At 54.9% G+C, this 14342-nt stretch carries 16 protein-coding genes; 8 read left to right on the top strand and 8 right to left on the bottom strand.

Translation table 11 applies throughout. The features are described from left to right. Positions 1-392 precede the first annotated feature (392 nt). Positions 393-941 (top strand): gamma carbonic anhydrase family protein, encoded by a 549-nt coding sequence (locus tag CAG64_RS12045; protein ID WP_021706977.1) that lies wholly within the window; start codon positions 393-395, stop codon positions 939-941. Here the strand turns inward: CAG64_RS12045 and CAG64_RS12050 are convergent. The 4 genes from CAG64_RS12050 to CAG64_RS12065 form a co-directional block, all read right to left on the bottom strand. Then, the gene (locus CAG64_RS12050) at positions 934-1200 is read right to left on the bottom strand and encodes a DUF1488 domain-containing protein (RefSeq protein ID WP_161454527.1); all 267 of its coding nucleotides are present in this window, start codon (positions 1198-1200) and stop codon (positions 934-936) included. The two genes, CAG64_RS12045 and CAG64_RS12050, sit on opposite strands and share 8 nt — an antisense overlap. Continuing rightward, a complete protein-coding gene (gene aroE, locus CAG64_RS12055) occupies positions 1200-2033 on the bottom strand; it encodes a shikimate dehydrogenase (protein WP_161454526.1) in 834 nt (277 codons plus the stop codon). Before aroE ends, CAG64_RS12050 begins: the two co-directional genes overlap by 1 nt. Positions 2034-2108: 75 nt before the next feature. Continuing rightward, positions 2109-3026 (bottom strand): oxygen-dependent coproporphyrinogen oxidase, encoded by a 918-nt coding sequence (hemF, locus tag CAG64_RS12060; RefSeq protein WP_161454525.1) that lies wholly within the window; start codon positions 3024-3026, stop codon positions 2109-2111. Between the two features lie 30 nt (positions 3027-3056). Beyond that, positions 3057-3614, bottom strand: a complete 558-nt coding sequence (locus CAG64_RS12065) for an L-threonylcarbamoyladenylate synthase (RefSeq protein WP_161454524.1) — start codon at positions 3612-3614, stop codon at positions 3057-3059. 212 nt (positions 3615-3826) lie between these two features. On the opposite strand from CAG64_RS12065, the gene purE reads away from it, so the two are divergent. Beyond that, entirely contained in the window at positions 3827-4312 is a 486-nt protein-coding gene (gene purE, locus CAG64_RS12070; RefSeq protein ID WP_021706982.1) for a 5-(carboxyamino)imidazole ribonucleotide mutase, read from the top strand. A gap of 4 nt (positions 4313-4316) precedes the next feature. Continuing rightward, entirely contained in the window at positions 4317-5447 is a 1131-nt protein-coding gene (locus CAG64_RS12075) for a 5-(carboxyamino)imidazole ribonucleotide synthase (RefSeq protein ID WP_161488696.1), read from the top strand. 26 nt (positions 5448-5473) lie between these two features. On the opposite strand, the gene CAG64_RS12080 is transcribed toward CAG64_RS12075, so the two are convergent. From CAG64_RS12080 to CAG64_RS12095, 4 genes are read right to left on the bottom strand one after another with little or no spacing between them, the layout of a single operon-like run. Further along, entirely contained in the window at positions 5474-6040 is a 567-nt protein-coding gene (locus tag CAG64_RS12080; protein WP_161488695.1) for a DNA topoisomerase family protein, read from the bottom strand. Between the two features lie 15 nt (positions 6041-6055). Beyond that, positions 6056-6532 carry a DUF494 family protein gene (locus CAG64_RS12085; RefSeq protein ID WP_021706985.1) on the bottom strand — a complete coding sequence of 159 codons (477 nt, stop codon included), beginning with the start codon at positions 6530-6532 and terminating at the stop codon, positions 6056-6058. Positions 6533-6534: 2 nt separating this feature from the next. Continuing rightward, positions 6535-7650, bottom strand: coding sequence for a DNA-processing protein DprA (dprA, locus tag CAG64_RS12090; protein ID WP_161488698.1), 1116 nt, complete (start codon positions 7648-7650; stop codon positions 6535-6537). A gap of 2 nt (positions 7651-7652) precedes the next feature. Next, positions 7653-8462, bottom strand: a complete 810-nt coding sequence (locus CAG64_RS12095) for a hypothetical protein (RefSeq protein WP_161488694.1) — start codon at positions 8460-8462, stop codon at positions 7653-7655. Between the two features lie 138 nt (positions 8463-8600). On the opposite strand from CAG64_RS12095, the gene def reads away from it, so the two are divergent. From def to CAG64_RS12120, 5 genes are all read left to right on the top strand, one after another. Further along, positions 8601-9119, top strand: coding sequence for a peptide deformylase (gene def / locus CAG64_RS12100; protein ID WP_237668248.1), 519 nt, complete (start codon positions 8601-8603; stop codon positions 9117-9119). Positions 9120-9141: 22 nt separating this feature from the next. Next, the gene (fmt, locus tag CAG64_RS12105; RefSeq protein ID WP_161488693.1) at positions 9142-10104 is read left to right on the top strand and encodes a methionyl-tRNA formyltransferase; all 963 of its coding nucleotides are present in this window, start codon (positions 9142-9144) and stop codon (positions 10102-10104) included. A gap of 61 nt (positions 10105-10165) precedes the next feature. Further along, complete coding sequence (gene rsmB, locus CAG64_RS12110) at positions 10166-11443, top strand: 16S rRNA (cytosine(967)-C(5))-methyltransferase RsmB (RefSeq protein WP_161488692.1); 1278 nt, start codon at positions 10166-10168, stop codon at positions 11441-11443. A gap of 62 nt (positions 11444-11505) precedes the next feature. Continuing rightward, positions 11506-12882, top strand: a complete 1377-nt coding sequence (gene trkA / locus CAG64_RS12115; protein WP_021706991.1) for a Trk system potassium transporter TrkA — start codon at positions 11506-11508, stop codon at positions 12880-12882. A gap of 9 nt (positions 12883-12891) precedes the next feature. Continuing rightward, the gene (locus CAG64_RS12120; RefSeq protein WP_021706992.1) at positions 12892-14337 is read left to right on the top strand and encodes a TrkH family potassium uptake protein; all 1446 of its coding nucleotides are present in this window, start codon (positions 12892-12894) and stop codon (positions 14335-14337) included. Positions 14338-14342 lie beyond the last annotated feature (5 nt).

The raw sequence follows: 14342 nt of genomic DNA on the forward strand, positions 1-14342 counted from the left end.
TTGATGTCGAAACATCAATTTGGATTATCATCAACGAGTGCCCACACAGATTGATAGGTTTATATTGTTAAAGAGCTGTTCTTCTTTGTGACTTGCATCACTTCGGAAGAGGCGGTCATTTTAGCGAGATAAAGTTTAGTGTCAACCACTTTTTTCAAACTTTTTTCAAGCATTTCCGCTTGGCTAATTGACCTGCTCACCCGGCTCTGTTTCTTTCGAAGCGTTCCCGTGTCAGCGAGGGGGCATTATAGAGATCGCCGTCACGTTGGCAAGCCCTTTTTCGCGTTTTTTTTGATTTTTTTATTGTTTGCGTATTTTCTATGCAAAGCTCGTCATTTTCATCATTCTTCATAGTCAAAAATGCCATTCTTACCTCTATATAAGGAGAAATTATGAGTGCTTTGCGCAGCTACAAAGGAATTGCTCCCCAAATAGGCGCCCATGTTTACATCGACTCAAGCTCTGTGTTGGTCGGTGACATTACTATCGGCGACGACAGCAGTATCTGGCCGTTCGTTGCCGCCCGTGGTGACGTTAATCAGATCCGAATTGGCCAACGCACAAATGTTCAGGATGGCAGCGTCCTGCATGTCACGCATAAGAATAGTGAGAACCCAGACGGTTATCCTCTGATCATTGGCAATGATGTCACTATCGGCCATAAAGTTATGTTACACGGTTGTACCATTGCTGACCGGGTATTGGTCGGGATGGGCGCTATCATCCTGGACGGGGTAATAATAGAAGAGGACGTTATGGTCGGGGCCGGAAGTCTGGTGCCTCCGGGAAAGCGTCTGGAGAGTGGCTACCTGTATGTGGGCAGCCCGGTCAAACAAGCACGTCCACTCAGTGATAAGGAACGCGCCTTCTTACAGAAATCCGCCGATAACTATGTACAGAATAAAAATGACTATCTGACTCAAGTCACCGTCATCAACTGATGATCTCGATCTGGCCGAACGGATTGAACTCTTCATCTTCGATCAAAGCTTCGGCCAACTCTTCCAAATCAAAGCGCAGCCCGGTAAACGCGTCAACTGCCTGTTGTGCTCCACAGACAGGCTGACCGGATAACTTGGCCAACTCACTAGCGGCCACAATGCACTCGATCAACGCGCCCGACTGCTGAGCCGGGAAGACAACCGCCTGGCGCTCTTCGTCCCAGTTCTGTACGTCCGGAAACAAGATTGACTGATTCATTACTGACCTTCCAGGTTCTTTCTTAATTCACGTAAAATTTGCCGGGTGCCAGGACGCAAACCGCGCCACAACATAAAGCTTTCTGCTGCTTGTCCCACCAGCATCCCCAAACCATCATAAGCCGCCACCGCCCCATTATCACTCGCCCATTGATTAAAGGCGGTTTTACCCGCGCCATACATCATATCGTACGCGTAAGTGCTGGGGGTAAAGATGGCCGCCGAAACGGCCGGCAGCTCACCGCTCAGGCTCGCGGAGGTCGAATTGATCACCACATCAAACCCCTGGTCTATCTCTTTCATGGCCACGGCCTTGATCGCACCATAGTGAGAAAACAGCGTGGCCAGCTGTTCGGCTTTGGCAAGGGTACGATTGGTGATGACGATCTCAGCCGGATGTTGGTCAAGCAAAGGCTTGAGCACACCACGTGCCGCACCGCCGGCCCCGATGAGCAAAATACGGGCCCCTTGCAGAGGCACCTGATACTGCAACAAGTCCTGAACCAAGCCTTCGCCATCGGTGTTGTCACCTAAAATGCCGCCATCATCAAGTTTCTTCAGCGTGTTCACGGCACCGGCCAGCTGCGCACGTTCAGTAAGACGAGTAGCAAACTGCACGGCGTCTTCTTTAAATGGCACAGTGACATTACACCCCTTGCCTCCGCTGGCAAAAAACTGACGCGCCGCATCCATAAAGCCATCCACTGGCACTAACTCAGCCGTGTAGGTTAATGGCTGGTTCGTCTGACGGGCAAACAGGGTATGAATAAACGGAGATTTACTGTGTCCGATCGGATTGCCAAATACGGCATAGCGGTCAACTGGTTGAATCATTGTGTTCCTGCCACAAAACGAAAAGGGTCATTGTTACCCAATGACCCTATCACTAACCCTATACAGAAGAAAGTCTTACCAGGCGCGTGGCTTGAGGTAATGCTCATAGAGTTCAGCTTCAGCGCTGCCAGGCTCAACCTGATAACGATATTCCCACCGCGCCAAAGGCGGCATTGACATCAAGATAGACTCGGTCCGGCCCCCACTTTGCAAGCCAAACAGGGTCCCCCGATCGTACACCAGGTTAAATTCCACGTAGCGGCCACGACGATAAAGCTGAAACTCGCGCTCACGTTCACCATATGGTGTGTCTTTGCGCCGCTGCACAATTGGGAGATACGCTTCGGCGTACCCTTCCCCGACAGCTTTGATGTACGCAAAACAGGTCTCAAACGGCCACTGATTCAAATCATCAAAAAACAGACCGCCAATTCCACGGGTCTCATCGCGGTGCGGCAGGAAGAAATAGTTATCACACCAGGCTTTGTGCTCCGCGTACACCTCATCGCCAAACGGTGCACACAGTGCTTTGGCCGTGTCGTGCCAGGAGTGGCAGTCTTGTTCGAAGGGATAGAATGGCGTTAAATCGAAGCCGCCGCCAAACCACCAGATCGGATCTTCGCCTTCTTTTTCAGCAATAAAGAAACGTACGTTGGCGTGTGAGGTCGGCACATAGGGATTGTTGGGGTGCATCACCAACGACACGCCCATCGCTTCGAACCGGCGCCCCGCCAACTCCGGACGATGGGCGGTTGCCGAAGCCGGCATCTGCTGACCCGCAACGTGGGAAAAGTTAACGCCGCCTTGCTCAAACACCGCACCATTTTTCATCACCCGGGTCCGACCACCACCGCCCAGTCGCTCTCCCGGCTCACGATGCCAGGCATCTTCGACAAACACAGCGTGGCCGTCTACCTGCTCTAATTGCTGACAAATCGAATCTTGCAGCTCGATCAGAAACTGCTTCACTGCCTGTTTATCTATGGCTGACATCTTTTTACCTTCCTTTACGACTGCGCAGGGTTAACCCTGTCTTAATATTTGCGATGTTTTTGCGTCACGAATCTCACTCGGTTTGTCACGGCCGCCCGTTTCTCCGTGCAGAATTGCCACCAGTTGCTCGCCCAGTTGTTGCTCAACTTCTTCTGTGGTCATGCACGGCGGCTGACCGCTCAGATTCGCGCTGGTAGAGGTTAACGGTTTTCCAAACGCATCACACATTTTTTGCACCAAAGGATGATCCGTCACACGCACTGCAATTGAATCAAACTGACCCGATACCCAATCCGACACTTTATCGCTGCATGGCATAATCCACGTCACAGGCCCGGGCCATGTGGCGTGAACCTTGTCCAGTTGCTCCGCAGTGAGCTGGGATTCATCAATGTACGGCAGTAATTGGTCGTAACTGGCGGCGATCAAAATCAGGCCTTTTTCTACCGGGCGCTGCTTCAGTTTGAGCAATTTGGCAATCGCTTCCGGGTTATCCGGATCACACCCCACACCGAAAACCCCCTCGGTCGGGTAAGCAATCACTTCCCCCTGGCGGAGTGCATTCAGTGCTTGTTCAAAGTTATCCACCTTAACTTCCTTTCTCTACTTGCGTTGATTTGCGCTAAGTGTACAAACAATCGCTGGCGCTGACTAAAGCAATTTATTTATAGAATGTATCAATCAGCCGAACCACCTCGGCGCAAACGTTTGCCTGAGAGAAAAATCCCCGTATAATGCGCACGCAACTCGTGGAAACCACGAGAGACATCACCTAGATTTGCAGCACGAAGGAGTTAGAGATGAAAGTCGGTATCATCATGGGGTCTCAGTCAGACTGGCCAACAATGAAACTTGCAGCAGAAATGCTCGATCAGTTCGGCGTGGCGTACGAAACCAAAGTGGTTTCCGCCCACCGCACCCCGCACCTGCTGGCCGACTATGCCACCAGCGCCAAACAACGTGGCCTGAAAGTGATCATCGCAGGGGCCGGTGGCGCAGCTCACCTGCCAGGCATGACGGCCGCCTTTACCAGTTTACCGGTTCTGGGTGTGCCGGTTCAGTCGCGTGCGCTGTCCGGTCTCGACTCCCTCTATTCGATTGTACAGATGCCCAAAGGCATCGCGGTCGGCACATTGGCGATTGGTGAAGCCGGTGCGGCGAACGCTGGCCTGCTAGCGGCCCAGATAATCGGTACCTTTGATGACGCTGTCATGGCCAAAGTGGAAGCGTTCCGCAGCGCGCAGACCGAAACGGTACTGGCGAACCCGAACCCGGCCGGAGAGTAACACCATGCACGTACTGGTACTGGGTGCCGGACAACTGGCACGTATGATGTCACTGGCCGGAGCGCCACTCAACATACAGATCACCGCCTTTGATGTGGTCAGCGAAAACATCGTCCATCCACTGACTCAAACCATACTGGGTCATGGCCTGGGCAACGCCATCGAACAAGCAGATGTGATCACCGCTGAGTTTGAACACATTCCCCATGCGGTGCTGGATGCGTGTGAGCGCAGCGGAAAGTTTCTGCCAACCACGCAAGCGATCAAAGCAGGCGGCGATCGACGCCTGGAAAAGGCGCTACTGGACACCGCTGGCGTACGCAATGCCAAATACGCCGTGATCACCCAACGCGCCGATTTTGATGCAGCGATTGCTGAAGTGGGTGTGCCGATGGTACTCAAAACCGCATTGGGCGGCTACGATGGCAAAGGTCAGTGGCGACTGAAAGATAGGCAGCACGCTGAGGCAGTCTGGGCGGAAATGGCGCAGGCTCTGGCCGCCTCAGACCAGCAAGCCATTGTTGCCGAAGAGTTTGTCGCCTTTGATCGCGAAGTTTCCTTAGTGGGCGCCCGCAGCAAAAATGGAGACATCGCGGTGTACCCGCTGGCGGAAAACGTGCATGTCGATGGCGTATTGAGCCTGTCCACCGCCATTGATGCCCCGGAGCTTCAGGCAGAGGCCAAGCAGATGTTCCGTGCCGTGGCCGACAGTCTAAACTACGTTGGGGTGCTGGCACTGGAGTTCTTTGATGTCGGGGGGGCACTGCTGGTGAATGAAATTGCGCCACGCGTACACAACTCCGGCCACTGGACCCAACAAGGTGCGGAAACCTGTCAGTTTGAAAACCATCTGCGTGCAGTGTGTGGCCTGCCACTTGGCAGCACCAAACTGATCCGCGAAACCGCCATGATTAACATTCTTGGTCAGGATCAGGTTCCAGATGCCCTGCTGGCCATGCCGGGTGTGCACGTACACTGGTACGGTAAAGTGCAACGCGCAGGACGCAAAATGGGCCACATTAATGTGTGTGGTGATTACAGTGGTGAGCTGCAACGCAGCCTGTGTGCGCTGGCGGATGTACTCGATCCGGAGCACTATCCGGCGGTCCATGCGTTTGCCAACAAACGGCAGTAAAAAAACGGCGCTTTCGGCGCCGTTTTTTATGCTTCATGCTGTAGGTGCTGGCACTTCCGATTGGCACACTGTCGCCGTACACCACTGGCCAGTTTCTTCTCAACTAGCAGCGGGTAATGGCACACCTCGCAAACTCCCGCCAATGGCGGTTGGTTCACAGCAAATTTGCATTTCGGGTAATGGTCACAGGCGTAGAACAGCTTACCGAAACGAGTTTTGCGCTCCACCAGATGCCCCTTGCCACACTCTGGACAACCAAACTGCGCTGACTCCGCCTGCGGAGGTTTGTCTGGAGATTCAATATGGTGACATTGAGGGTAGGCACTGCAGCCAATGAACATCCCGTAACGTCCCTGCCGCAGAACCAGTTCACTGCCGCACTCAGGACACGGCACACCCAGTTCTTTAACAATGTGCCCATCATTCTGGTGCAACGGACGGAGGTAATCACAAGCCGGGTAATGCGAGCAGCCAAGAAAGGCGCCATGTTTTCCATGGCGCAATTGCAATTTTCCACCACAGACCGGGCACGGCTCGTGCTCCAGTGCATGTTCATGGGCGGAAAACAGTTTGTCGTCGATTTTGTTACTCATAGCAAGGCGAAGAACTCAGTGCAGAATACCCTGCTCTTTGGTGTACAACAGCTCTTCCATTAGCGTATAGGCATTTTCGTTCCCCGGTACATTGAACAGCACCATCAGAATGATCCATTTGAGGTCATCCAGCTCAAACTCGTGGGTTTCCAATCCCATCACCCGGTCAATCACCATCTCGCGGGTTTCACTGGTCAACACTTTAATTTGCTCCAGGAACAGAAGAAAACCCCGGCACTCCAGATCCAGACGCTCCATCTCTTTCGGCGTATAAATACGCGACGATGTTGCAGCACTGGTGGCGATCGCAGAATGCGTATCGCTCTGTTGCAACGCGGCCAAATCCTCTAACCATTGGAGAGCCTTATAAATATCTTTCTGGTGAAACCCGGCACGAAGCAGTTCTTCTTCCAGTTCGTCCTGGTCCACCTGTAACTCTGCATCGCTATGGATGTAGGTTTCGAACAAATACATCAGTATGTCCATCATCATAGCTAGCCCCTCCCCTTACGAATATAGCCACCTGTAACTGCAACAACGTGCCCTGAGAGCTCTAGCTCCAGGAGCTGCATCATGACTTCATGCACAGGTATATTGGTCCTGTTTGCAAGAATATCAACTGGTGTCGCCTCATTCCCTACGTTAGCTAACAGCTCGGCAAATGGCAATTCTTCTCTGCTGTCATTTTGCGTAAACAGCGCCGGCTGTGGGTACGGGCTTTGAGACACAGACCAGTTTACCAGGTTCTCTATTTCATCTAAGACGTCTTTTGCACTTTGCACAAGGCAAGCACCGTTTTTTATCAGTTGGTTACCACCGCGACTGGTCGGGCTGTGAATCGATCCCGGCAAGGCAAACACATCCCGGCCCTGCTCGGCCGCATAGCGTGCCGTGATCAAAGAGCCACTTTTTTCTGCGGCTTCCACCACCAGCACCCCAACCGACAAACCGCTAATGATCCGGTTACGGCGCGGAAAATGCTCAGCGCGAGGTTTGGCATCCGGACGAAACTCCGACACCAGCGCACCTTGCTCACGGATACGCTCGGCCAGTTTTCGATGCCGGGCCGGATAAAGGTGTTGTAGACCACTGCCAAGCACCGCCACCGTCTCACCACCGCCCAATAAAGCACCATCGTGCGCATGCCCGTCGATGCCAAGCGCCAGCCCGCTGGTGACAACCAGTCCATGCCGACTGAACTCCGTGGCAAAGGCTTTGGCGCATGCCAGCCCGTCCACACTGGCATTACGGCTTCCCACCATCGCCAATTGAGGCTCAGCCAAACAGGCCAGCCTGCCCGACACAAACAGCTGGGGAGGCGGTGACGGAACCTGTTTCAGCAGCGCCGGATACGCCACGCACTGACTGGTCAAAATATGCCGGTCTGCACTTTGTGCTCGCCACTCCAGGCACGACAGTGCGATCGCCGGTGCCTGGTGGTGTAAAAAGCGGATTTGCTCCGGACTCAGCCCCAGCGTGGCCAGCTCTGCCGAGCAAAGGTTCACCAGTGCCTGCGGACTGGCTCTGGCCAGCAGATGACTCAGGCCACGGCTACCCAGTTTGGGCACCGCGGTCAGAGTCAGCCAAGCCAACAGCTCAGCATCACTCACGGTTACCATGCAACCACCCGTGTCGCCTGACTAACCGGCGCCACACTGTCGGTGATCAGCGCCAAAGCAAAGGGGGATTTGACCTGAGTGACCATCAACTGCCCGATGGCACGTTCGGGCAGCGTCCATGCCAGTTCATCCAATTGGGCCCCCGGTTGAGACAATCCTAGCCGCTGGCCGGCTTGTAAGGTCGTTCCCTCTTGTTGACGAAGTATCAGCCATTGCCCAGCGTCCAGATAACGCCGCCCGTCAAGGCTGCTGACGATCACCACGTCGGGGTTCATCTGCACACTTTGTCCTGGCTGCAAGCGCGATGCGGTGCGAAAGGGCAGTGCAATGTCCCCCGCACGCACTTCCTGTTGCAGCCATCCAAGTTGCAGCACACTGAACGCGGTGTGCGATGCCGTCAGTCGCGCGTTGGCCACCTGACGCAGCGCCACGACCTCGGCCTCGGCCTCAGCGAACGCGACACGCTGCATCGGCCGCCAAATCGACCAGTGCAATTCGGTATGCTGCCCTGCCAGCGCAATCACATGCGCACTGGTTAAGTAATCACGTGCCTCACTGCCGCCGACCACCAAAGGCGCCGCGGCAAACTGATCCGCACTCAGCAGCCGGGCCGTGCCCCACTCAGGCGGCGCATCGGCCAGTCCATCGCCACGGCTCGCCACCGGAAGCACTCGTACCTGAGGACGGACTGTGACTATCTGAATAGTATCCGGTGGCGATAACGGCTCGTCCGCCATCACAGGCCAGGTGATAATGGTCAGCCCCAGCCAGATAAGGGAAAAGTAACGAAAAAGTCGCAACATGACCTGATTTCCTTGGTCTTGATAGGAATAGAGGAAGGATTAATCACGCCGGAATGCTGTCATTTGGGTGGTAAAATGTCTAGAATTGAGCCAACGAGGTTTAGCCTGATTCGGCACAGTTCAACAATTCGAGTGTATATGTCTGTATTACAAGTATTAACATTCCCGGATGATCGCCTGCGTACTGTCGCGAAGCCAGTAGAGCAAGTGACTCCTGAGATTCAAAAAATCGTCGATGACATGTTGGAAACCATGTACGACGAAGAAGGTATTGGTCTGGCGGCCACTCAGGTGGACATCCACCAGCGCATCGTCGTGATCGATATTTCAGAGACCCGCGATCAGCCAATGGTGTTGATCAACCCAGAAATTCTGGAAAAACGCGGCGAAGACGGCATTGAAGAAGGCTGTCTGTCTGTCCCTGGCGCACGTGCTCTGGTTCCCCGCGCGGCAGAAGTAACGGTCCGAGCCCTGAACCGCGAGGGCGAAGAGTACACCTTTGAGGCGGACGATCTGCTGGCCATTTGTGTTCAGCACGAACTCGACCACCTGATGGGCAAGCTGTTTGTCGACTACCTGTCACCGCTGAAACGCAAACGCATTCAGGACAAGCTGGCCAAAATTAAACGCTTTAACGACAAGCAACAAAACGCTTAATCACACTGACAGGAGCCAGATCTTGAGCAAGCCATTACGAATTGTCTTCGCTGGTACTCCGGACTTCGCCGCCCGTCATCTGGCGGCGTTGTTGTCTTCGGAGCACGACGTCATCGCAGTGTACACCAACCCGGATCGCCCAGCAGGCCGTGGTAAAAAGCTGGCGGCGCCACCGGTCAAACAGCTGGCACTGGAACACAACCTGCCCGTTTACCAACCGGAAAGCCTCAAGTCCGAACAGGCCCAGCAGGAGCTGGCGGCGCTGAACGCGGACATCATGGTGGTGGTCGCCTATGGCATGCTACTGCCACAAGTGGTGCTCGATACCCCCAAACTGGGCTGCATCAACGTCCACGGCTCCATTTTGCCCCGCTGGCGCGGCGCGGCGCCCATCCAGCGCTCGATCTGGGCCGGCGATGCCGAAACCGGCGTCACCATCATGCAGATGGACATCGGCCTGGACACCGGCGACATGCTGTTGACCGCCACGTTGCCGATCGAAAATCACGACACCAGTGCTTCCATGTATGACAAGCTGGCCGTGCTCGGCCCGCAAGCACTGACGAACTGCCTGAGCGACATCGCAGCCGGTCGTGCGGTTGCCACCCAACAAGATGAAACGCTGGCCAACTACGCCAAAAAACTCAGCAAAGAAGAAGCGCGTATCAACTGGCATGACAGCGCTGAGCATATTGAACGCTGCGTGCGTGCTTTCAATCCTTGGCCGATGAGCCACTTTGAAGCCGAAGGCAACAGCATCAAAGTATGGCAAAGTCGCGTTGAGCCACAACACAGTGAGCAGCCAGCCGGGACGATTCTTCGCGCCGACAAACACGGCATTCAGGTTGCCACCGGCCAGGGCACACTGGTGCTGGAGCAGTTGCAAATTCCGGGTAAAAAAACCCTGCCAGTGCAGGACATTCTCAATGCCCGGGCCAACTGGTTTGAAGTCGGCACACGCCTGAGCTCGCCAGAGCAAAACTAACTTTTTATTGATCAGAACTTTTTTGAGGGCAGAGATGCCCTCCTGTTTTTATGGTGACCCTATGAATGTTCGTGCTGCCGCCGCCAACGTCCTGTTTCAGGTAGTTGATAAAGGCCAGTCTCTGTCCACCGCCCTTCCCGCTGCCCAGCAGACCATCAAACCCCGTGACCACGCTTTATTGCAAGAGATCTGTTACGGCGCATTGCGTTACCTGCCCCGATTGGAATCGATCGCGGGTGAGCTGATGGATAAGCCGCTCAAAGGCAAACAACGAGTGTTTCATCACCTGATCCTGGTTGGCATTTACCAACTGAGCTTTATGCGTATCCCGGAACACGCCGCTGTTGGTGAAACCGTCGAAGGGACCAAAGCACTCAAAGGCCCACGCCTGCGTGGCCTGATCAACGCGGTTTTGCGTAACTATCAGCGCAATCAAGAGCAGTTGGATGCGTTGGCGATCAGCCATGATGCGGGCAAATACGGTCACCCGGGCTGGCTGCTTAAACTGTTGCAACACGCCTACCCGCAGCAATGGCAAGACATCGTCGACGCCAACAACAGCAAAGCTCCGATGTGGCTACGGGTCAACCGCCAGCATCACAGCCGGGACGAATACCTGACATTGCTGGAGCAGGAACAGATCGAATACACCCTGCACCCACAAGCGCAGGATGCCATCAAACTGGCCGCTCCGCGCGACGTGTTCACTCTGCCTGGTTTTGAACAGGGCTGGGTGTCGGTGCAAGATGCGGCGGCGCAATTGTCGGTGAACTATCTCACCCCAGAGAACGGCGAGCTGATCCTCGACTGCTGTGCAGCTCCGGGTGGCAAAACGGCCCATATTCTCGAACACAGCCAGGCTCAAGTGGTGGCGATTGACTGCGATGACACCCGTCTTAAACGGGTGCACGAGAACCTCAAACGCCTCAAGCTTGAAGCACAGGTTATTTGCGGCGACGCACGAAATCCGCAACAGTGGTGGCAAGGAGAACAGTTTGATCGCATTCTACTCGATGCGCCGTGTTCCGCGACGGGCGTCATTCGTCGTCACCCGGACATCAAATGGTTGCGCCGCGCTGACGATATCGAGGCACTGGCCGCACTGCAAAGTGAGATCCTGGATGCGATGTGGCAGCAGTTGAAGCCCGGTGGTACGCTGGTTTACGCCACCTGTTCGATCACTCCACAAGAGAACAGCCAACAGGTGAAAGCGTTTCTTGCCCGTACCGCAGACGCAACATTGCTGGGCTCAGATCCCGAACAGCCCGGACGTCAAATCCTGCCTGGCGAAGAGGACATGGACGGATTTTATTACGCCGTCCTGACCAAGGCGGCGTAACAACAGGACATATTCAGCGGCCCAATGTGGCCGCTATTCAGTGGTAAACAAGAGAAAACCATATGAAAATCATCATTCTTGGTGCAGGTCAGGTCGGTGGTACTCTGGCGGAAAACCTGGTCGGTGAAAACAACGACATCACCATCGTCGATCAAAACAGCGATCGCCTGCGCGAGTTGCAAGACAAATACGATTTACGGGTCGTGAACGGCCACGCCAGCCATCCAGATGTGTTGCGTGAAGCCGGCGCTCAGGATGCCGACATGCTGGTGGCCGTCACCAACACCGATGAGGCTAACATGGCCGCCTGTCAGGTGGCGTTTTCTCTGTTTAACACCCCTAACCGGGTCGCTCGCATCCGCTCCCCCGAATATCTGGCCGAAAAAGAGGCCTTGTTCCAGTCGGGGGCGGTACCGGTCGATCACCTGATTGCCCCTGAAGAGCTGGTGACCAGCTACATTGAACGACTGATCCAGTATCCGGGCGCGCTGCAGGTGGTCAGTTTTGCCGATCAGAAAGTCAGTCTGGTGGCGGTGAAAGCCTATTACGGTGGCCCGCTGGTGGGTAACGCCCTGTCTGCGCTGCGCGAACACATGCCACACATCGATACCCGGGTGGCGGCGATTTTTCGTCAGGGACGGCCTATCCGTCCGCAAGGCACCACCATCATCGAAGCCGATGACGAAGTGTTCTTTGTTGCGGCCAGTAACCACATCCGTTCGGTCATGAGTGAGCTGCAACGGCTGGAAAAACCGTATCGCCGCATCATGATCGTCGGCGGTGGTAACATCGGTGCCAGTTTGTCGCGCCGCCTTGAACAGACGTACAGCATTAAACTGATCGAGCGTAATTATCAGCGCGCGGAGCAGTTGTCTGAAGAGCTGGAGAACACCATTGTTTTTTGTGGCGATGCGGCCGATCAAGAATTACTGACCGAAGAAAACATCGATCAGGTGGATGTCTTTATCGCCCTGACCAACGAAGACGAGACTAACATCATGTCGGCCATGCTGGCCAAGCGCATGGGCGCCAAGAAAGTAATGGTGCTTATCCAGCGTGGTGCTTATGTCGATCTGGTGCAAGGTGGCGTGATTGACGTCGCGATTTCTCCCCAACAGGCGACCATTTCCGCCCTACTGACTCATGTTCGCCGCGCCGACATCGTCAACGTTTCCTCGCTGCGCCGCGGCGCGGCCGAAGCGATCGAAGCCATTGCCCACGGCGATGAAACCACCTCCAAAGTGGTTGGCCGGGCCATCGGCGACATCAAACTCCCTCCCGGCACCACCATCGGAGCAATTGTACGGGGCGATGAAGTGTTGATCGCCCACGACCGGACCGTGATTGAACAAGACGATCATGTGGTGATGTTCCTGGTCGACAAAAAATACGTTCCGGACGTGGAAGCCCTGTTCCAGCCAAGTCCCTTCTTCCTGTAGGTCGGTGGCATGGTCAACTTTCGTCCCGTTCTGTTTGTCATCGGGCTGGTGCTCTCGAAACTGGCCCTGTTTATGTATGTGCCGACACTGGTGGCATTTATCACAGGCACCGACGGTTTTATCGACTTTGGTCAGGCGGTGATCATCACCCACCTGGCGGCGTTTATCTGTCTGTCGGTTGGGCGCACGGCTCAGTTTAAGCTCAGCGTGCGCGACATGTTTCTGATCACCAGCCTGGTGTGGACCATTGCCAGTGCCTTTGCGGCGCTGCCGTTCGTCTTTATCAACCACATCAGCTTTACCGACGCCTATTTTGAAACCATGTCCGGCATTACCACCACCGGTTCGACAGTACTCAGTGGTCTGGACAATATGGCGCCGAGCATTCTGCTGTGGCGCTCGATTCTGCAATGGCTTGGTGGGGTCGGCTTTATCGTTATGGCGGTGGCGATCCTGCCAATGCTGAACGTCGGGGGGATGCGACTGTTCCAGACCGAATCGTCCGACTGGTCCGACAAAAGCAGTCCACGGGCCAAAACCGTGGCAAAAAATATCGTCGCGGTGTACCTGATCCTGACGCTGCTGTGCATGCTGGGGTATCTGCTGACCGGCATGACCCCGTTTGAGGCGATCAATCACGCCTTTACTACGCTCTCAACCGGCGGGTATTCGACCTCCGATGGCTCGATGAACCACTTCTCCAAAGGCGCACACTGGATTGGCACTTTGTTTATGTTCCTGGGAGGATTGCCGTTTCTGCTGTTTGTTGCTGCGCTGCGCAAACGCAAACCTCAGCTGTTGTTCAACGATGCCCAGGTGCGCGGTTTTGCCTATCTGTTTCTTACCGCCAGCCTGATCGTCGCCGCCTGGCTGTGTCTGCGCGATGGTTATACCGTGCTGGATGCGCTGCGCGTCGCCATGTTTAATATCGTATCGGTGCTGACCACCACAGGCTATGGCCTGGGCGACTTTACCGCCTGGGGTGCACTGCCGACCACCATGTTTGCGTTTCTGATGATGGTCGGCGCCTGCTCCGGCTCGACGTCCGGCGGGATCAAAATCTTCCGCTTTCAGATCGCCACCAGCATGCTGCACAAACAGATGATGAAACTGATCCACCCATCGGGCGTATTTGTACAGCGTTACAATCAGCGCCCGGTGAATGAAGATATTATCCGTTCAGTGGTGGCGTTCGGTCTGACGTATTTTATGACCATCATTGTGATTGCCGGCGGATTGAGTGCCATGGGCCTGGATCCGATCACCAGTATTTCCGGCTCAATCACTGCGGTGGCCAATGTCGGCCCGGGTATGGGGCCAGTGATTGGCCCGACTGGCAACTTTGCCCCGCTGCCGGATGCGGCGAAATGGCTACTCAGCCTCGGCATGTTAATGGGACGACTGGAGATTCTCACCTTGCTGGTGCTGTTTTTTCCGGCCTTCTGGAAACGTTAAGGAAC

Origin of the sequence: Vibrio sp. V38_P2S17PM301 (assembly GCF_009904845.1) — a bacterium.
Taxonomy (GTDB): domain Bacteria; phylum Pseudomonadota; class Gammaproteobacteria; order Enterobacterales; family Vibrionaceae; genus Vibrio; species Vibrio proteolyticus.